The 18,633-nt window shown below is 73.7% G+C and carries 16 protein-coding genes; 12 read left to right on the top strand and 4 right to left on the bottom strand.

From position 1 onward, the window contains the following. Positions 1-5 precede the first annotated feature (5 nt). The 4 genes from PV963_RS14295 to PV963_RS14310 are packed head-to-tail and all read left to right on the top strand — an operon-like array spanning position 6 to position 2,527. Positions 6-911 (top strand): hypothetical protein, encoded by a 906-nt coding sequence (locus PV963_RS14295; RefSeq protein WP_274822021.1) that lies wholly within the window; start codon positions 6-8, stop codon positions 909-911. Further along, positions 908-1,129, top strand: a complete 222-nt coding sequence (locus PV963_RS14300; protein ID WP_274816064.1) for a Trm112 family protein — start codon at positions 908-910, stop codon at positions 1,127-1,129. Before PV963_RS14295 ends, PV963_RS14300 begins: the two co-directional genes overlap by 4 nt. After that, complete coding sequence (locus PV963_RS14305) at positions 1,126-1,953, top strand: FkbM family methyltransferase (protein ID WP_274816065.1); 828 nt, start codon at positions 1,126-1,128, stop codon at positions 1,951-1,953. The genes PV963_RS14300 and PV963_RS14305 overlap by 4 nt, the downstream gene beginning before the upstream one ends. Then, on the top strand, positions 1,919-2,527 hold the full coding sequence (locus tag PV963_RS14310) for a hypothetical protein (RefSeq protein ID WP_274816066.1): 609 nt from the start codon (positions 1,919-1,921) through the stop codon (positions 2,525-2,527). Before PV963_RS14305 ends, PV963_RS14310 begins: the two co-directional genes overlap by 35 nt. Positions 2,528-2,544: 17 nt before the next feature. Here PV963_RS14310 and PV963_RS14315 read toward each other — a convergent pair whose 3' ends face one another. The 3 genes from PV963_RS14315 to PV963_RS14325 all read right to left on the bottom strand — a co-directional run bounded on the left by PV963_RS14315 (position 2,545) and on the right by PV963_RS14325 (position 5,717). After that, a complete protein-coding gene (locus tag PV963_RS14315) occupies positions 2,545-4,491 on the bottom strand; it encodes a peptidoglycan recognition protein family protein (protein WP_274816068.1) in 1,947 nt (648 codons plus the stop codon). A gap of 70 nt (positions 4,492-4,561) precedes the next feature. Continuing rightward, entirely contained in the window at positions 4,562-4,732 is a 171-nt protein-coding gene (locus tag PV963_RS14320; protein WP_274816069.1) for a hypothetical protein, read from the bottom strand. A 115-nt stretch (positions 4,733-4,847) separates the two neighbouring features. Further along, entirely contained in the window at positions 4,848-5,717 is an 870-nt protein-coding gene (locus PV963_RS14325) for an ATP-grasp domain-containing protein (protein WP_274816070.1), read from the bottom strand. A 146-nt stretch (positions 5,718-5,863) separates the two neighbouring features. On the opposite strand from PV963_RS14325, the gene PV963_RS14330 reads away from it, so the two are divergent. Continuing rightward, positions 5,864-6,934 carry a MerR family transcriptional regulator gene (locus PV963_RS14330; RefSeq protein ID WP_274822022.1) on the top strand — a complete coding sequence of 357 codons (1,071 nt, stop codon included), beginning with the start codon at positions 5,864-5,866 and terminating at the stop codon, positions 6,932-6,934. A 146-nt stretch (positions 6,935-7,080) separates the two neighbouring features. On the opposite strand, the gene PV963_RS14335 is transcribed toward PV963_RS14330, so the two are convergent. Further along, positions 7,081-7,788, bottom strand: coding sequence for a FadR/GntR family transcriptional regulator (locus PV963_RS14335; RefSeq protein WP_274816071.1), 708 nt, complete (start codon positions 7,786-7,788; stop codon positions 7,081-7,083). A 195-nt stretch (positions 7,789-7,983) separates the two neighbouring features. Here PV963_RS14335 and PV963_RS14340 point away from each other — a divergent pair, with 195 nt between their 5' ends. From PV963_RS14340 to PV963_RS14370, 7 genes are all read left to right on the top strand, one after another. Then, the gene (locus tag PV963_RS14340; protein ID WP_274816073.1) at positions 7,984-9,306 is read left to right on the top strand and encodes an SLC13 family permease; all 1,323 of its coding nucleotides are present in this window, start codon (positions 7,984-7,986) and stop codon (positions 9,304-9,306) included. A gap of 53 nt (positions 9,307-9,359) precedes the next feature. Beyond that, a complete protein-coding gene (locus PV963_RS14345; protein ID WP_274816074.1) occupies positions 9,360-10,805 on the top strand; it encodes an acyl-CoA synthetase in 1,446 nt (481 codons plus the stop codon). Next, positions 10,798-12,156, top strand: a complete 1,359-nt coding sequence (locus tag PV963_RS14350) for a carboxyl transferase domain-containing protein (RefSeq protein ID WP_274816076.1) — start codon at positions 10,798-10,800, stop codon at positions 12,154-12,156. The genes PV963_RS14345 and PV963_RS14350 overlap by 8 nt, the downstream gene beginning before the upstream one ends. An 80-nt stretch (positions 12,157-12,236) precedes the next feature. Then, positions 12,237-12,575: a CU044_2847 family protein gene (locus PV963_RS14355; RefSeq protein ID WP_086846968.1), complete on the top strand. Its 339-nt coding sequence runs from the start codon at positions 12,237-12,239 to the stop codon at positions 12,573-12,575. Next, on the top strand, positions 12,572-14,260 hold the full coding sequence (locus PV963_RS14360; RefSeq protein ID WP_274816079.1) for a trypsin-like peptidase domain-containing protein: 1,689 nt from the start codon (positions 12,572-12,574) through the stop codon (positions 14,258-14,260). The genes PV963_RS14355 and PV963_RS14360 overlap by 4 nt, the downstream gene beginning before the upstream one ends. Before the next feature lie 70 nt (positions 14,261-14,330). After that, positions 14,331-15,350, top strand: coding sequence for an AAA family ATPase (locus PV963_RS14365; protein ID WP_274816080.1), 1,020 nt, complete (start codon positions 14,331-14,333; stop codon positions 15,348-15,350). Further along, the gene (locus PV963_RS14370; protein WP_274816081.1) at positions 15,340-18,579 is read left to right on the top strand and encodes an SAV_2336 N-terminal domain-related protein; all 3,240 of its coding nucleotides are present in this window, start codon (positions 15,340-15,342) and stop codon (positions 18,577-18,579) included. The genes PV963_RS14365 and PV963_RS14370 overlap by 11 nt, the downstream gene beginning before the upstream one ends. The last annotated feature ends 54 nt before the right edge of the window (positions 18,580-18,633 follow it).

Genomic DNA, 18,633 nt, shown 5'->3' on the forward strand with positions numbered 1-18,633 from the left:
GGGGAGTGGCCGCGGCCCTGCTGGCGAACACCCTGTACAGCCTGGGCTTCGTGCTGGAGAAACGGGCGCTCACCTCCCTGCCCGAGGTGACGATCCGGCAGCCGGCCCGGCTGTTGCGCCTCGTCCTCGGCAGCCCCCTGTGGATCGGCGGTTCCCTCGCCCTGGCCGCCGGTTTCGCCGCGCAGCTCGTCGTCTACCGCACCCTCCCGATCGCCGCCGCGCAGGGCATCTTCGTCTCCGGCCTGGTGCTGCTCGTGCTGCTGTCGGCCCGGCTGCTCGGGGAGGAGACGAGCGGCCGGGAGCGGTACGCGCTGGGTGCGATCCTGCTCGCGCTGCTGATGGTGGTGCTGTCGCTGCGCGAGGGCTCGGACACCGTCAGCCAGGACGCGCCGTACCCGTTGATCCTGCTGGTGTGCGTGCCGTCGCTGGCGGCCGGGCTGTGGCTGTACGGCTCCGCCGAGCGGCGGGCCCGCAACCGGCACCGGCGGCCGACGACCGGCGTCGAGTACGGCGTGGCCGTGGGGCTGCTGTACGGCGTCAGTTCGCTGGCCATCAAGGGCGTGTCGAGCCACCTGACGACCAGCGGGATCGGCGGTGCGGTGCTGGACCTGCTGAGCTCCCCGTATCCGTATCTGCTGCTGTTCACCGGCGTGTTCGGCCTGGTGATGTCGCAGGCGGCGCTCCAGCGCTGCCGGGCCTCGCTGATCGTGCCGGTGTGCACGACCGTGACGTCCCTGTTCACGGCGGTGCTCGGCACGCTGTCGTTCGGCGAGGCCCTGCCGGACGAGCCGCTGCGGCTCGCGCTGCGGGTGGCGGGCACGGCCCTGGCGGTCGCCGTGCTGCTGACCATGCCGAAGCACGACCCGGCTCCCCAACCCCCCGCACCAGCCAAGGAGTTGGCATCCCCATGAAGCCCGACGACCCGCTGCTGAAGATCCTGGCGTGCCCGCTCGACAAGGGCCCGCTGCATCTGCTGGCCGAGGAGGCCGAGCAGGAGGAGGCGCTGTACAACCCGCGGCTGCGCCGCCGCTATCCGATCGTCGACGGCATTCCGCAGTTGTTGCCGTCCTCGGGTGAGCAGGTCTCGGACGACGAGCACGAGGAACTTCTCCAGAGGATGACCCCATGACCAGCCTGGCAGCCCGCCTCGCTCCCTTCCTGCCCACCCGCCTGGTGGCCGCGACGGCCCGGGCGCTCTATCCCCGGTTCGAACCGGAGCTGGCCCGGCTCGCCGAGCTGTGCCCGCCGGACTGCGGTACGGCGGTGGACGTCGGCGGCTGGTACGGGCCGTGGACGCACCGGCTGTCCGGCCTGGCCGATCACGTCGTGACGATCGAACCGGTGCCCCATCTGGCCCGCCTGCTGGCCGCCGCCGTCCCGCCGAACGTACGGGTGATCCGGGCAGCGGCCTCGGACCGCCCGGGCATCGCCCGCCTGTGGCTGCCGTCGGACGACTCGGGCGACCGGGGCGTGTCGTCGCTGGTCCGGCGTGACATCCACGGCCGGGCACTGGACGTCCCGTGCGTCACGCTGGACGAGCTGGGCCTGCGGAACGTCGGCTTCATCAAGATCGACGTGGACGGCAACGAGCCGGCGGTCCTGCGGGGCGCGACGGGCCTGCTGGCCCGCGACCGCCCGGCCCTGTTCGTGGAGCTGGAGTCCCGCATCCAGCCGATCACCCCGGTGGTGACGTACCTGTCCCTGCTGGGCTACGAGGGCTGGGTGCTGCCCGGCGACAGGTGGGTGCCGCTGGCGAAGTTCCCCCTGGAGGACCACCAGGCGGACGCCTCCTACGTCGTCTCGCACGGCCTGCTGCGCCGCGTCCTGCCGTACAACGCCCTGCGGGGCCCCCGCTACGTCAACTCGGTCCTCTTCCTCCCGGACGGCCGCCGGCCGGGCACCGCGCCGGTGGGCGACGATGGTTCCCATGCCCTCCGGAAAGCGCCCCGCTAGCCCCTTCACACCGCTCGATTTCCAGCTGGTGCTGCTGCGCCGCATGGCCGACCACAACCCCGGCCTGGTGGAGGACGCCCGCCACGAGCTGGGGGTGTCCCTCGCGGACATGCGCGAGGCCAACAAGCGCTGGCAGGCGATGGTCCGCTCCCCGCGGTCCCGCTCGCCCCTCTCCCGCTACCGCTCGGTGCTGGGCGAACCCGAGTCCCGTACCGCCCGCCGGATCGGCGACCTGGACTGCGAGTCCTGGCTCTGGCCCGTCCCCCTCTGGCCCGGCCTGCGCTTCGAGGTCCTGACCGCCCCGAACGGCGCGGTGTGGAACGAGTGGCTGGTCCGTGCCCCGGGTGCCGAGGGACCCGGCCTGCGCACGCTCGACGACCTCACCCCCTGGTCCTGCACGGTCGACGAGGCGGCCCGCGCCTTCGCCCCCGCCCGTCCCCTGGAGGGCTCGGCCCCGACCCGCTGGGGACTGGCGTTCACCGCGCCGGACGCGCAGGGGGTGCGGTGGGAGGTCGTCGCGGAGTTCACGTGGGGGCTGTTGCAGCGGGTGGCCGTCACCGGCGCTCAGGGCTGAGGCGCTCCGGCCCGCGGTCAGAACCTCCCCTGGTTGAGGGCGGTCTGGAGGGCCTTGGTGGTGGCGGTGCCCCAGTCGCCGTCCACGATCAGGTCGGCGCCGATCATCTTGTCGAGGTGGCCCTGAAGCGCCTTCACCGTGTCCGTACCGATGTCGCCGTCCACGATCAGGACGGCGCCGGCCCAGGTGTTGAGGTGCTCTTGCAGGGCGCGCTTGGACCCGGGCCCCCAGGCGCCGTCGGCGGTGACGCCGATCGCCCGCTGCGTCGCGGCGATGGTGGCGGGCCCGAAGTTCCCGTCCACGTCGAGCTGTTCACCATCGGCATAGCCGGCGTAGGCCGCCTCGGTGGCGGGCCCCCAGAGCCCGTCCGCCTCGACTCCCACCTTGCCCTGCAGCCAGCGCACCCCGGCGTCGGTGAGCGGACCGAACTCGCCGTCCACGTCGAGGGGCGGGGTGTAGCCGAGTGCGTTCACCGCGTGCTGCTGCGAGGCGATGGAACGGATCGTGGCCGACCCGCCTCCGCTGCCGCCCGCACCGATGTGGGCCACGTACGCCGCCTCGGTGCGCGGCCCCCACAGGCCGTCGGCGGCCACACCGACCTTGCCCTGGAGCCAGCGGACACCGGCGTCGGTGAGCGGGCCGAAGAGGCCGTCCACGGTCAGGGGCGGGCTGTGACCGAGCCCGTTGACGGCTCGCTGCTGAGCTGCGATGGACCGCACCGTCGTCAGCCCGCCGCTGGAGCCGTCGTCCGGGGGATCGCCGTCGTAGACCGGTTCACCGCCCACGATGGGATACGTGGTTCCCGGCAGCCCGTTCTGTGTCCAGGCGCGGAGCTCCGCGCCCGGGCACTGGGTCGAGTCGAGCGCGCCGTGATAGGTCGAGGTGAGTGGCTTGCCGGTCTTTTCCCGGGCGGCGAAGAAGAGGCTCCGGATGGAGTTCTTCGCAGCCGTGGTGGCATCGCCGTCCCGGCCGATGAAACAGACTCCGAAGTGCGTGGTGTTGTAACCCTGGGCGTGCGCGCCCTCGTTGGCCCAGCCGCGCCCTTCGAAGATGCGGCCCTGCCTGTCGACGAGGAAGTGGTAGCCGATGTCCCACCAGCCGTTCGAATCCATGTGGTAGTTCTGGATCGCCCTGGGTGACTGGCCGGCCGGCCCCGCGGAATAGTGGACGGTGAAGGCGGTGCGCTGCGAGAGCGGGACCTTCACCTCGTCGCGGGGCGGACGTGCTCCCCACTGGGCACGGGAGATGATCTGCAGCTGCTTGGGCGTACCCGCGGCGGGAACCCCGGGGTCCATCGGGGAACCGGTGTGCGCGTAGGGCAGGAGGCTGCCGGGGCATTCCGTGGCGTATCCCTTGGAGTGCGGGAACATGTGGGGGCCGGCCTTCCCGCCGGCCGGAACCTCCGACCGCAGATACTCGATCAGGCCCCTGATCGAGGTGCGCATCGCGGATGTCGGCTCGTCCTCGGACCGGAGGAGGCCGCAGATCGAGTAGAAGGCGGCGTTCCGGCCGACCGCGCCGTGCTCCGGGACCCAGACATGCCCCTTGGGCACGTTTCCCTGAGCGGGGGCGTCGCCGCCGTTGGCCTCTCCCCGTTCGAGGCCGCGTCCCTCGTATATCTTTCCGTGCGGGCAGACGAAGTAGTTGTAGCCGATGTCCTCGTCGGCCTTGCCGTACATGTCCGACCAGGCGTCGGCCACGTCCTCGGCGCATTCCTCCTCCGTGTCGAGCCCCGAGGAGCCGCCGCCGCGGTGGTGAAGGAACACGCCCCCTTTCCAGGGGGACCACTCACGATGGGGCGTCGGTTTCGGTGGGGCTCCCACCTCGTCGATCAGCTCCTGGGTCGCCTTGGTGTAGTCGCCGTTGAAATCCGCCGATGCCTTCCGGGAGATGAGCAGGCCTCCCGTCACGGTGGCGGCGGCGTACGGGGCCCAGGCCGATCTGGGCCGGATGTCGATGGGCATCGGGAACTCCTGGTCGAGGCCATGGCCCGTCGGCCGGATGACCGACGGGCGATGGGCGGTTCGAGGTCGGTCAGCGCATGAACGAGGCGCAGGCGTCCTGGTCCACCCATCGGTGGGAGCTGATCCTGTTGTCCGCGACGTATCCGGTGGAGAACCTGTCGAAGGCGTAGTCGTCCGTGCCGTCGGCGAGGGTGGACGCGTACTTCTCGGACGTGCATGCGGAACTGATCGCTCGCCTCATGGTGGTGCGCACTCCCCCGAGTCGCGGCGCGATTCCTCGCGCCCCTTCGCTCCTTGAGCTTCTCTGAGGAGAGCGTGAGCATCCAGGGTGTTGCGTTCTGCCGCAAAAGCCCCGGTCAGCGGGCGGCGGCCAGGACCGCCTCGACCACCCGCGGCACGGACTCCGGGTGCAGCCACAGGAACAGGTTCGGCTCGATCAGCTCCAGCTCCATCACGCACGGCTCCCCGTCAGGCCCGGTGACGAGGTCCACGCGCGCGTACAGCAGCTCCGGCTGCCCGGGGATCGCGGCCAGTGCCCGCTCGGCGACGTCGAGTTCGGCGGCGGTCGGCTGCCAGGGCCTCGGGTCGGGGTGGGCGACCTTGTCGGCGTCGTACGGTGTGCCCGGCGCGAGGACCGCGCCCTTGCGGCTGGCGTGCAGCAGGCGTCCGCCGAAGAACTGCAGGGCCCGCTCGCCGGCGGAGTCGATGCTGCGCACGTACGGCTGCACCATCGCCGTGAAACCCTCGGCGTGCATCCGCTTCAGCTGTCGCACGGCCGTTTCGTGCTCGTCGTGGGTGTAGAGAGCGGCGAAACGGGCGCCGGCGCCGGAGGTGGGCTTGACGACGTACTCGTGGTGATCAGGGAGGTCGGCGGGCTCGCCGGGCGCTATGTACCGGGTGGGGACGACGGGCACGCCGGCAGCCGCCAGATCCCCGAGGTACCGCTTGTCCGTGTTCCACCGCACGACCGCGGGCGGATTGGCGAGCCGCGTCAGCGTTCCGCACCGCGCCACCCACGCCGCGAACTCCTCCGCCCGCCAGCTGTAGTCCCACGTCGACCGGATCAGAGCGAGGTCGAAGCCGCCCCAGTCGACGCCGGGAGCGTCCCAGGGCACAGCGACGGCCTCGGCACCGGCGTCCCGCAGCGCCCGTACCAGCAGCGGAAGGTCCTGGTCCTTGCTGGGCTCGGGACCGGAGTCGTAGGTGACGAGTGCGATACGGGGCACAAAGGGCTCCCTCTTCGTCTGATCGGATGATCGACCGGCAGGCTAACAACCGCTCCGGAACCAGAACAGCCCGCTTGACCTTCACCTTCGGTGAAGCCCCAGCATCGGTGGCGGAACCGGAAGGAGGTGGCGAGGTGCACCGGGACATGCTGACGATCGGCACGTTCGCGAAGGCGTGCCGGCTCTCGCCGAAGGCACTGCGCCTGTACGACGAGCTGGACCTGCTGCGGCCCGCCCGGGTGGACCCGGACACCGGATACCGGTACTACGCCGTCGGGCAGCTGGAGCAGGCCCGGCTGGTGGCGTGGCTGCGGCGGCTGGGCATGCCGCTGGCCGAGATCCGCGAGGTGTGCCGGCTCCACGACCGCGACTCCACGGCCGCCGCCCGGGAGATCCGCGCCTACTGGGCGCGTGTCGAGGCGGAGACGGCGGTACGGCGGGACCTCGCCGCGTTCCTGGTCGATCACCTGACAGCGGACTCGGATGAGTCCGGAAAGGACACCGCCATGCTGGAACTGCGTTACTCAGCCCACTCGGAGACCGGTCGCGTCCGTCCCGCCAACCAGGACACGGCGTACGCGGGCACCCGACTGCTCGCCGTCGCCGACGGCTTCGGACCCGCGGGCGCACCCGCGAGCAGCGCCGCCGTGGAGGCACTGCGCTTCCTGGACACGGACGAGATCCCGGCCGGCGGGGTCCTCAACCTCCTGGAGGACGCGGTACGGGGCGCGGCGCAGGCCGTACGGGACGTGGCCGACGGCACCGACGACATCGGCACGACCCTGACCGCCCTGCTGTGGACGGGCTCGCGGCTGGCCCTGGTGCACATCGGCGACTCCCGCGCCTATCTGCTGCGCGACGGCGAACTGTTCCTCATCACCCACGACCACACGGTCGTCCAGTCGATGATCGACGAGGGGCGTCTGACGCCCGAGGAGGCCGTCTCCCACCCCCAGCGATCCTTCCTCCTGAAGGCCCTGACGGGCGACGGCACCCCTACGATCCCGGACCTCCGCCTGCACGACGCCCACCCGGGCGACCGCTATCTGCTGTGCTCCGACGGCCTGTCAGGCGTCGTCCCCGAGGACCGGATCCGGGAACTCCTCACCTCCCCCGCCGCCCCCGACGAGACGGTCCAGGCCCTGGTCGGCGCGGCGAACGAGGCCGGCGGGCCGGACAACGTCAGCTGTGTGGTGGCGGACGTCGTGGCGGCATGACCCGGACGGCCCAGGACCACGGGCCGTGACCCCTTGTGCTGGGCCGGGGTGACGCCCGAGCAGTACGACGCGATGCCGGCCGAGGTGGCACACCGGCGGTTCGTGGCGCCCGGTACCACCGGGGCCGCCTGGCACCCCGGCCCGCGCTACCCCTCCTCGCCCGGCTCCCAGTCCAGCAACCGCACCTTCGCCACCGTACGGACGTGGCGCCGCATGGCCGTGGCCGCCTGGCGGGGCTGCTGTGCGGCGATCGCGTCGAGGATGGCCTGGTGCTGGGAGAGGGAGCGGGACGGGCGGCCCGGCTGGCGGAGGGACTCGGTGCGGCTCTCGGCGATCTGCTCGGCGATGGAGCGCATGAACTCCGCGAGCAGAGCGCTGTGGGCCGCCGCCGTCACGGCCGCGTGGAACAGCCGGTCGCCCTCGACGCCGTGACCGCCCGCCGCGATCTCCTCCGACATGTGCGCGAGCGCCGAGCGCATCGCGGCCAGATCCGCCCCCGAGCGCCGCTCCGCCGCCAGTTCGGCGAGCTTCGTCTCCAGCGCCTCCCGCGCCTCCAGTACGTCGGGCAGGCGCCGGCGGCGTTCCACCATCCGCTCGACCGGCTCGGTGTCCAGGCTGTCCCGTACGAGGTACGTGCCCCCGCCGTGCCGGGCCTCCACCAGGCCCTGGACCTCCAGCACCACGATCGCCTGCTTCACCGAGGCGCGGCTCACCCCGAGGCGCTGGGCCAGATCCCGCTCGGGCGGCAGCCGGTCGCCGGCGCGCAGGCCCCCCTCGGCGACGTACTGGCGCAGCCGCTCCAGCACCTGTTCGTAGAGGCGCTGTTTCGTCATGGGGCGCAGGGCGTCGGTCACGGGTCCCCCTCTCGCCGGGAGCGTAACACCGGCGCCCCTCACTGGCCGAGTGGCTGAACCAATTCGCGCGCGACCCCTTGACGGACACCCGGGCCGCACCCACGCTGTTCAGCCAACGCACCTCAAGTGGCTCAGCCACTCGGCCACTCTCCTGGGTGTTCCCAGCCGCTCCGGGGCCCAAAGACGGGAGCCCGTATGTCCCCCGAACTCATCTCGATCCTCGTCCTCGTCGTGGTGTTCGTCATCGCCACCACCCGTTCCGTCAACATGGGCGCGCTCGCCTTCGCCGCCGCCTTCGGGGTCGGCGGGCTCGTCGCCGGTCTCGACGCGGACGGCATCTTCGCCGGCTTCCCCGGCGACCTGTTCGTCGTCCTGGTCGGCGTCACGTACCTCTTCGCGATCGCCCGCGCCAACGGCACCACCGACTGGCTGGTGCACGCCGCCGTCCGGCTCGTGCGGGGGCGGGTGGCGCTCATCCCCTGGGTGATGTTCGCGCTGACCGGCGCGCTCACGGCGATCGGCGCGGTCAGCCCGGCCGCGGTGGCGATCGTCGCCCCGATCGCGCTGAGCTTCGCCGCCCGGTACGGGATCAGCCCGTTGCTGATGGGCGCGATGGTGGTCCACGGCGCCCAGGCCGGCGGCTTCTCCCCGATCAGCATCTACGGCTCGATCGTCAACGGCATCGTCGAACGCGAGAACCTCCCCGGCAACGAGGTGGTCCTGTTCCTGTCGTCCCTCGCGGCGAACTTGGTGATCGCGGGGGTGGTGTTCGTGGTGTGCGGGGGCATGAAACTGCGGGGGCACATAGCTGCGGGCAGTCGTGCCGCTGGGGCGGCACGGGTGGGCGCAGCGGCACCCCGCTCCGCCGGGCTGCGCACCCACCCAACCCCAGCAACTACGCCGAGCACGGAATCGACCAACCTCACCCCGCCCCGCATAGCCACCCTCACCTCCCTCCTGGCCCTAGTGGTCGCCGTCCTCGTCTTCGACCTCGACGCCGGCCTCACCGCCATCACCCTCGCCGTCATCCTCAGCACCACCTGGCCGGAAGACAGCCGCAAGGCCGTAGGCGAAATCGCCTGGCCGACCGTCCTCCTCATCTGCGGCGTCCTCACCTACGTCGGCGTCCTCGACGAGATGGGCACCATCACCTGGGCGGGCGAGGGCGTAGGCAACATCGGAGTGCCCCTGCTCGCCGCGGTCCTGCTCTGCTACATCGGCGCACTCGTCTCGGCCTTCGCCTCCTCCGTGGGCATCATGGGCGCCCTGATCCCCCTGGCCGTGCCGTTCCTGGAACGGGGCGAGATCGGCGCGGTCGGCATGGTCGCCGCACTCGCCGTGTCGGCGACCGTCGTGGACGTGAGCCCGTTCTCCACGAACGGCGCACTGGTCCTGGCCGCCGCCCCGGACGTGGACCGCGAGCGTTTCTTCCGGCAGCTGATGGTGTACGGAGGGATCGTGGTGGCGGTCGTACCGGCGGCGGCGTGGCTCGTGATGGTCGTGCCCGGATGGGGATAGACAGCCCTGCCGCCCACGGACAACCGCAGGCAACAGCTAAGGAGATGTGACGCGTGACCCCCCTCTTCCCGGCCCTGACCGAAGCCCCGGCCGACCGCCCCGCCCTCCGCTTCGGCGAGCGCTCCCTGACCTACGCGCAGCTCGCCGCCGCGGCCGGCGCACTCACGGGCCGCATCGGCGAGGCCACGCGGGTCGCCGTCTGGGCGACGCCCACCATGGAGACCGCCGTCGCCGTCGTCGCCGCGCTGCTGGCCGGCGTGCCCGCCGTGCCGCTCAACCCGAAGTCGGGCGAGAAGGAGCTCGGGCACATCCTCTCCGACAGCGCGCCCGACCTGGTGCTGACGGCCCCGGACGACCAACTCCCCGCCCCCGTACGGGACCTGCCCCGCCTGGACGTCGACGTGCACGGCACCGGCCCGGTCCCCGAGGACCACGCGGACGACGAGGACCCGGCGCTGATCGTCTACACCTCCGGCACCACCGGCCCGCCCAAGGGCGCGGTCATCCCGCGCCGGGCGATCGCCTCGACCCTGGACGCGCTGGCCGACGCGTGGCAGTGGACCGGCGACGACGTACTCGTCCACGGACTGCCGCTGTTCCATGTGCACGGCCTGGTCCTGGGCACCCTCGGCCCGCTGCGGCGCGGCGGCTCGGTGCGGCACCTGGGCCGTTTCACGACGCAGGGCGTCGCCCGGGAGCTGAACGCCGGGGCGACCATGCTGTTCGGCGTGCCGACGATGTACCACCGGATCGCGGAGGCGGTGACCGGCGACCCGGAGCTGGTGAAGGCGCTGACCGGGGCGCGGCTGCTGGTGTCCGGTTCCGCCGCGCTGCCCGTGCACGACCACGGCAGGATCGCGACGGCGACCGGGCGGCGGGTGATCGAGCGGTACGGCATGACGGAGACGCTGATGAACACCAGCGTCCGGGCCGACGGCGAGGCCCGCCCGGGCACGGTCGGTGTGCCGCTGCCGGGCGTGGAGCTGCGGCTCGTCGAGGAGGACGGCTCGGAGGTCACGGCGTCGGACGGTGAGACCGTCGGCGAGATCCAGGTGCGCGGCCCGAACCTGTTCACCGAGTACCTCAACCGGCCCGACGCGACCGCCGCCGCCTTCACCGCCGACGGCTGGTTCCGCACCGGCGACATGGCGGTGCGCGATCCCGACGGCTATGTCCGGATCGTCGGCCGCAAGGCCACCGACCTGATCAAGAGCGGTGGTTACAAGATCGGGGCGGGTGAGATCGAGAACGCGCTCCTGGAACACCCGGGGGTGCGGGAGGCCGCCGTCACCGGGGAGCCGGACCCCGACCTCGGCGAGCGGATCGTGGCGTGGATCGTCCCGGCGGAGCCCCAGTCACCGCCGTCGCTGGAGGAGTTGGCGGATCACGTGGCCAGGCGTCTCGCCCCGCACAAGCGCCCGCGGGTCGTCCACCACCTCGACGCCCTGCCCCGCAACGACATGGGGAAGATCATGAAGCGGGCGCTGCCCCATGGCTGAGCGTCTCTCCGCGACCGCGCGCCTCAGTGCCCGCGCGGTCGTCGACGCCCTCGCCGACGACTCCACCTTCACCGAACTGCCCGTCCCCATAAGGGAGTCCCAGCCGGACGGCCCGCTCGCCTGGCCCGGCTACGACGCCGCCCGCGCCCGTGCCGCCGAACGCACCGGCGAGCAGGAGTCGGTGGTCTGCGGCGCCGCCCGCGTCGGCGGCACCCGGGCCGTGCTGATCGCGTTCGAGTTCGGCTTCCTCGGCGGTTCCCTGGGGGAGCGCACCGGCGACCGGCTGGAGGCGGTGTACACCTACGCCCGTGAACACCGCCTCCCGGTCGTGCCGCTGGTCGCCACCGGTGGCAGCCGGATGCAGGAGGGCATGCTCGCCCTGAGCCAACTCCAGCGCGTGGCCCGCGAGTCGGCGCTCACCGGGGAGGCGGGGCTCGCGCAGATCGCCGTGTTGCGTGATCCGACCACCGGGGGCGGCTGGGCCACCCTGGGCGCGGGCGCCGACGTGGTCCTCGCGCTGCCCGGGGCCCAGGTCGGCTTCGCCGGCTCCCGGGTACGCCCGGCGGACGCGGATCCGGCGGCGTACACGGCCGAGGCGCAGGTCGTGGCGGGGGCGGCGGACGCGGTCGTACGGCCACAGGAGCTGCGGGAGACGCTGGGCCGGTGGCTGCGGCTGCTGACGTGCTCGTCCACCACGCCGGCGCCGCCGCCCGAACCGCTCGGCGCCGACGCGGGCCTGCCCGCCACCGGCTGGGACGCCGTCCGGCGCGCCCGCTCACCCCGACGCCCGCGCGCCGCCGCCTACTTGGACGCCTACTTCTCCGACCGGGCCGCGATCAGCGGCGACCGCTGCGGCGGCACGGACCCGGACGGCATGCTGTGCGGCTTCGGCACGCACGAGGGCCGTACGGTCGCGTACGCCGCGCAGACCGGGACCGCGACCCGCCCCGCCGGCTACCGCACCGCCGCCCGTCTGGTCCGCCTCGCGGACCGGCTGGGCATCCCGGTGCTGACCCTCGTGGACACCCCGGGCGCCGCCAGCGACGCGGAGGCGGAGCGGCAGGGCGCGGGCGCCGCGATCGCGGACCTGTTCGGGGCCGTGGCGGGCGCCCGCACCCCGGTGACCACGCTGGTGATCGGTGAGGGCGGCTCCGGCGGCGCGCTGGCGCTGGCCGCGCCCGGCAACACCTGGGCCACCCCGGACAGTTACTTCTCGGTGATCGCGCCGGAGCTCGCGGCGGCCATCCTCAAGCGGCCGCCGCGCGAGGTGGAGGCGACGGCGGACCAGCTCCGCATCCGGCCGCAGGATCTGGTGGAGCTGGGGGTGATCCGGGGGACCGTCGGACCGTGAGTTCCCGGTGGCTACCCCTCACATCATCAAGTACCGTCCGTCACAACGAGAATGCCCAACGCAAGGACGACGGGGGTGCCGTGGACGGGTTGGTCGAGTTCAGAACCGGTGACGGTGCGGTGGTCACGGTCGAGGCGGCGGAGGAGCGGTCCGGCTCCCGCCTGGTCTCCAGAGGCGACGGTACGGTCCAGGCGACCCGCACGTTCGAGGGCGCCCTGGACGGGGTCCGGGCCGCCGCGGAGTCCGCGCTGCGGGTGTTCCGCGACGGGTCCCTGAAGCCGGACGGCGTGGAGATCGAGTTCGGGGTCAAACTGTCCGCCGAGACGGGCGCGTTCATCGCCAAGGGCACCGCCGAGGGCCACCTGGTGGTCAGACTGACCTGGTCCCCGGCCGGCCCGGAGGCAAGCCCCGTCTCATGAACAGCGCCGAGTGGCACGCCCGGATCGAGTTACGGGGCCGGGTGGCCGGAGCGGGGTTCCTGGTCGCGCCCGGCACGGTACTGACGTGCGCCCACGTCGTGGGCGACGGCGAAGGCCTGGCCGTCAGCTTCACGGAGCGGCCCGGCTCCCCGCCCGTGCCCGCCCGGGTGGTGGCCCACGGCGGCTGGACCGGTTCCAGCACGGACCTCGGCGACCTCGCCGTGCTGGAACTCGACCGGGAGGTGCCCATCGCCCCGGCCGCCCTGGCCCCGGTCGACGCCGCGCACGGCACCACACCGCGCAAGCTCGTCGTCTACGGCTTCCCGGCCGGCTTCGACGAGGGCACCCTCGCCGAATACCGCGTCACCGCACCCCAGTTGATCAAACGGGAGTGGATCCAGCTGGAGGCCTGGCACCCGGGCGGCCAGCCCCTGGCCCCCGGCTTCAGCGGGGCCGCCGTCACCCTGGCCGACACCGGCGAGGTCGTCGGCATGGTCACCGCGGCGGCCGGCAGCCGGGACGTGCGCACCGGCCGGATGATGCCCACCCAGGTCATGGCCCGGTACTGGCCCGCGCTCCAGGGCCTGGTCCCCACCTCGGACCACACCACCGCCGACCGGGCCCGGTTGCGTGCCCTGGTCGAGAAGGCGGCCCGCGCGGGCGTGGACTGCGACCCGGTACGGCTCTACACGGCGGCGGCCGACCCGTTCGATCCGCCGCCGCCCGAGGAGGGGTTCGACTCGCTGTGGTCGGCGGCCCTGTTCGTGCTGTGCGAACTGGACGGCCCGGGCGCCGCGCGGACGGTGTCCCGGTTCGCCGACCGCCTTGAGGCACTGCTGCACACCCCGGCCGCGGAGCCGTCGGCGCCCGACTGGTCGCCCATCCTCGTCGAGCTCGGGCACAGCGGGGCGGGCGACGGCCTGGTCCGCGTCGAGGTGTCCGCGTACAGCGAGGGGCGGCGGCACCCGGTGGACTCCGGCACGGTCGAGCAGCACCGGCTGCGCGCCTACGTCCAGGACCGTATCGAGGCGGCCTTCCGGTATCTGACGCCCGGCGCCGACGAGTTGGTCGCCTTCGCGCTGCCCCGGGACTGGCTGGACTGGCCCGTCGACCGCTGGGAGAGCGCGCCCGACGACGCCACGCCGCTCGGCTGCGTCTACCCGCTGGTCGTCACCGACCACGCCCGGCGCAAGGCCAGCACCCGGCATGTCCTGACCCGGGCCTGGAAGCGCTTGGACTCCTTGCCGGGCGCGCGGATGCACCGCGTGGAGTGCGGCGGCCCGGAGGAGCCCGGGCGGCTGCGGATGCGGCTGCGGCGGCCCGACGCCTGCCTCGCCGGGTTCGGCACCGCCCCGGCCGCCTCCCGCACCCGGCCGCAGTTCGACATCTCGCTCACCGCGCCGGCCCCGGTGATCGTGTGGTCGCGCGACGGCTGCGGTTCGGGGCAGGAGGACTGCTCCGGAGCGGACGGCTGCACCGGCAAGGCCTTCCTCGACGCGCTCGACGCCTGCCTCACGGCCGTACCGCCCGCCGAACTCCCCCGCCGGATCCTGGCCCTGCGCGAGGAGGCCGACGCCGAGGAGGACCACTGGGCCCACGGCATCCAGCTGCTGTGGGACGACCCGCGCGTCTTCACCGACCCGCACGCCGTCGCCGCGGCCCACGCCCGGACCCCGGTGGCCTGACCCACCGCGGGCACGGCCCGGCGCCCTTGAGGAACACCAGCTCGAAAACGGAGAGCGGAGACCATCCCCCATGCCGCACTGGTCCGTCTACACCGGCAGGAACGAGCCGCACGACGGCATCGACCACCTCCCCGCCCCACCGCCCTGGCGTGCCTTCGACGGCGGGCCCGCGCTGCCGCCGCCCCACGACAGCGACGACGCGACGGCCGTCTCGCCCGACCGCGTGCACCGGGCGAAGTCCTACGTGGCCACCCCGGAGAGCGTCCGGCTCGTCAACGCCGCGCTCTGCCTGCGCCGCCCCCTGCTCGTCACCGGCCCGCCCGGCACCGGCAAGTCCTCGCTCGCGTACGCGGTGGCGCGCGAGTTGCGCCTCGGCCCGGTCCTGCGCTGGAACATCACCAGCCGCAGCACCCTCGCCGACGGCCTCTACCAGTACGACCCGCTGTCCCGGCTGTACGCGGCCCGGGAGCGGCGGGACGGGCCCGGCCGTGCCGCCGGTGACGTCGAGGACCACCTGCGCCTCGGCCCGCTCGGCACGGCCCTGCTCCCCTACGACCGGCCCCGCGCCCTGCTCGTCGACGAGATCGACAAGAGCGACCTCGACCTGCCGAACGACCTGCTGAACGTGCTGGAGGAGGGCCAGTACGAGATCCCGGAACTCGTCCGTGCCGCCCGCCACTTCGGCGACGGCGCGGCCGAGGTCCTCGCGGACGGCACGGACACCCCGGTCACCGTCCACCGCGGCCGGGTGCGCTGCAGGGCCTTCCCGTTCGTCGTGCTGACCAGCAACGGCGAACGCGAGTTCCCGCCCGCCTTCCTGCGCCGCTGCGTCCGGCTGAAGCTGCGCCGCCCCGACCGGGACCAGCTCACCGACATCGTCCGCGCCCACCTCGACACGCCGGACGGTCACGCGGACCGGCTGATCAACCGCTTCCTGGAGCGGGCGAGCGGCGGCGAACTCGCCACCGACCAGCTGCTGAACGCCCTCTATCTCACGGGAGTCGCGGGCCTCGACGCCGAGTCCCGCGACGACCTCGCCGAGCAGCTGATGCCGTACCTCAGCGCGACGGCCGACGGCGATGGTTTCTGACCACGGCCCCGGGCCGTCCCCGGTCGCCCGGCTGGCCGCGGCCCTGTCCGCGGCCGGTGCGCCGCCGACGCCGCGGGAGCTGGCCGAACTGCTGTGGCTGGCCGCCCAGTTGGAGCCGGACCGGCCGGAAGAGGAGCCGTCGGGGGAGCCGGGCGAGGGCGACACCCCGTCCGCACACGAGGGAAGCGCCCCCGCGGAGGCGGAAACCCCCGCCCCCGTGCCCCCACAACCGGAGCCGGAGTCGGTCCCCCACACCCCCGACCGCGTCCCGCTGGCCCTGCCCGCCGCACGCTCCCCGCACCACCGGCACGACTCCCCGGGCGGTGGCGGGTCCCCCCTCCTCGCCCCCGCGCCCGCGATGCTGCCCCACCCCCTCGCGCTCCAGCGCGCCCTGCGCCCGCTGAAGCGCAAGGTGCCCTCCCCGCACGTCCGGGTCCTGGACGAGCGGGCGACGGCCGACCGCATCGCCCGGCTCGGCGCCCACCCCGACGTGTGGTTCCCGGTCCTGCGCCCGGCCCCCGACCGCTGGCTGCGCCTGAACCTCGTGCACGACACCGGCCCCACCATGCCGGTCTGGCGCCCCCTGGTGCGCGAACTGCACACCGCGCTCGCCCAGTCGGGCATCTTCCGTACGGTCACCCTGCACCCGGCGACCCCGGACGGCCGGGCCCGCCACGTCCCCGTCCTCGACGACGGCCGCACCGTCACCCTCGTGATCAGCGACTGCATGGGCCCGCAGTGGCGTCCGGGCGAGGCGGGCGACCGCTGGTACCGCACCCTGCGCCACTGGGCCCGCCACCTGCCGCTCGCCGTGGTCCAGCCCCTCCCGGAACACCTCTGGTCCACCACCGCGCTCCCCGCCGAGCCGGGTCTGCTCGCCTCCCCGTCCACGGCGGCCCCCTCGGCGACACTCGCCTTCACCCCCTACGAAGCCGCACCACCCCCCGACCAGGCCCTCCCCATTCCGGTTCTGGAACCGGGCGCCCCTTGGCTCGCCCACTGGGCGGCCCTGGTCGCCGACCCGGGCGGCACCCGCACCCCCGGCGCGGCGGCCTGGCTGCCGCCTTCCCCGGCACCGCCCGCCGAACCGACCCCCGACATCGCCTCGTCCTCCCCTGAGGACTTGGTCCTGCGCTTCCGCGCGACCGCGTCCCCGGAGGCCTTCCGCCTCGCCGGGCACCTCGCCCTGGCGGTCCCCTCGGTCCCGGTGATGCGCCTGGTCCAGCGCACCGTGGACCGCGACCCGCGCCCCCAGCACCTGGCCGAGGTGATCCTCAGCGGCATGCTCACCTCCGTCCCCGGCCCACCCGGCTCCTACGAGTTCCGCCCCGGCGTACGGGAGTTGCTCCTGCGCTCCCTCCCCCGCACGACCCGCAGCCGCACCCGCGAGTTCCTCGAACAGGTCGGGGGCCTGATCGACGAACGGGCGGGCCTCGCGGCCGGCGAGTTCCGCGCCGAGACGACGGGCGAACGCGACGACTCAGGCACGACGTTCGCGACGGTGAGCGAGGAGACGGTACGACGGCTCGGCCACCGTGCCCGCCCCACGATCCTCTTCGAGGCCGACGACCTCACCGGCCACCCCGAGGCGCGCATCACCCTCGAGTACGCGGTGCACGAGATGCTTTCCCGCGGCGCCCTCACCGCCTCCCAGTTCGACGTCCGGGTCCGCGGCAACGGCTACGTCGTCCACACCGAACCCGGCACCTATGTGCTCCCCGTGCTGGTCGCGGTCCTGCGCGGGCTGCCCGAGGTGCTCACCGGGCTGGTGGACCCGCCGCGTCTGACCGTGACGTTCTGGGACCGGCCCACCCCGCCGCCCAAGGCACCGCACGTGCCCGCCGACATCCAGGTGGTCGTCTCCCCGGGCGTCTACGAGCAGTTCGCCGGCAGCTCGGCGGCACAGGGGCCGCAGCGCTTCCAGCCCCTCTACCGGGGCGGCGCCACGGACACCCCGCCCGTCGCCTGGTACTGCCCGCTGTCCCCGTCCACGGCCGCCCCCGAACCCGAGGCCCGCGACCTGGTCCGGGGCCCCTTCATCACACACGACCTGCGCCGGCTCGGGATACCGGCCCCGGGCCGCACGGCCGTCGTCCACACGCAGCCCGACGGCCCGCTCACCCTCCTCAACCCCGCCCAGCCGCACGGCGACCGGCCGCCGCGGCTCGTGACGTACTACGAGGTGGACCTCACCACGCACCAGTCCCACCACCGGGTCTCCCTGCCGAGCTCCGGCAAGGGCGCCTTCGCCGCCGCGGTCGAGCTGTCCTGGCACGTGGACGACCCCGTCGCCTTCGTGCGCGCCGAGGTCACCCGGGTGTCCGAGCCGCTGCTCGGCCATCTGCTGGAGGAGGCGGCCCGTATCACCCGCCGCCATCCGCTGCGCCGGGCGGGCGCGGCGCAGCGCGCGGTCAACGCCGGGCTGCGCAGGTGGCCGGTGCCGGGGCTGTCGGTGGCGGCGTCGGTGCAGCTGGCCCCCGAGGGGACGGCCCTGCCCGGCGTGCCGCGGGTGCCGGCCCCCTCGGCACGTCCGCTGACCGGTCTGCTCGGCGAGGCCGAGACCGTCCTGCTCGGCTTCGACGGCCCCATGGCCCGCCTGTTCTCGGCGACCGCCGCCCGCGTGGCCGCGCTCGACCTGCTCGCCCTCGTCACCGAGCACCGCGACCCGCAGGACGCCCTGACCGGCCGGCCCCTGGCCGCCGCCGCGGCACAGGAGACGTTCGTGCATCCGCTCGACGTCCTGCGGGCCTTCGCCCAGGACCGGCTCGGCCCCCTGCTCCGCGACCGTCTCGACGCGATCGAACTGCGCGCGGTCCCCGACGCGCCGACGACCCACAACTCCGTGCCGCTGGTCCGGGCCCTGCACGACTCCGGCCGCCGCGTCAGCGTGGTCACGGACGTCAGCGCACCGGCCGTACACCGCTACCTCGAGCCCTACGGCCTCCCCCTGGCCGGCATCCACGCCCGCGGCAAGGACCTCGCCCTGCTGACCCCGCACCCCGACTGCCTCCTGCGCGCGATGCACTCCTCGGGCGGCGCCGCCGCGACCGGCGTACTGATCGGCTCCACGGTCGCCGAACTCACCGCCGCCCAGCAGGCCGGAGTGCGCTTCATCGGCCTCGCCCGCAACACCACCGCCGCCCGGCAGCTCGACGAGGCGGGCTGCGAGACCACCGTCACGTCGCTGGCACCGCTCCTGGAGGCCGCGCGCTCTCTCCAGGCCCGGTGAGGTCGGACCCCCCGTTCGGCGGCACCCCGCCCGGCCCCCTCCGAAAGGCGCCCC

The sequence above is a fragment of the Streptomyces coeruleorubidus genome (genome assembly GCF_028885415.1).
Lineage (GTDB): Bacteria > Actinomycetota > Actinomycetes > Streptomycetales > Streptomycetaceae > Streptomyces > Streptomyces coeruleorubidus_A.

Bases quoted from the DNA above. Each gene is read 5' to 3' on its own strand.
- PV963_RS14365 (WP_274816080.1), top strand. From the start codon at position 14,331: ATGCCGCACTGGTCCGTCTACACCGGCAGGAACGAGCCGCACGACGGC.
- PV963_RS14370 (WP_274816081.1), top strand. From the start codon at position 15,340: ATGGTTTCTGACCACGGCCCCGGGCCGTCCCCGGTCGCCCGGCTGGCC.
- PV963_RS14340 (WP_274816073.1), top strand. From the start codon at position 7,984: ATGTCCCCCGAACTCATCTCGATCCTCGTCCTCGTCGTGGTGTTCGTC.
- PV963_RS14315 (WP_274816068.1), bottom strand. From the start codon at position 4,491: ATGCCCATCGACATCCGGCCCAGATCGGCCTGGGCCCCGTACGCCGCC.
- PV963_RS14300 (WP_274816064.1), top strand. From the start codon at position 908: ATGAAGCCCGACGACCCGCTGCTGAAGATCCTGGCGTGCCCGCTCGAC.
- PV963_RS14330 (WP_274822022.1), top strand. From the start codon at position 5,864: ATGCTGACGATCGGCACGTTCGCGAAGGCGTGCCGGCTCTCGCCGAAG.
- PV963_RS14360 (WP_274816079.1), top strand. From the start codon at position 12,572: ATGAACAGCGCCGAGTGGCACGCCCGGATCGAGTTACGGGGCCGGGTG.
- PV963_RS14310 (WP_274816066.1), top strand. From the start codon at position 1,919: ATGGTTCCCATGCCCTCCGGAAAGCGCCCCGCTAGCCCCTTCACACCG.
- PV963_RS14350 (WP_274816076.1), top strand. From the start codon at position 10,798: ATGGCTGAGCGTCTCTCCGCGACCGCGCGCCTCAGTGCCCGCGCGGTC.
- PV963_RS14320 (WP_274816069.1), bottom strand. From the start codon at position 4,732: ATGAGGCGAGCGATCAGTTCCGCATGCACGTCCGAGAAGTACGCGTCC.
- PV963_RS14305 (WP_274816065.1), top strand. From the start codon at position 1,126: ATGACCAGCCTGGCAGCCCGCCTCGCTCCCTTCCTGCCCACCCGCCTG.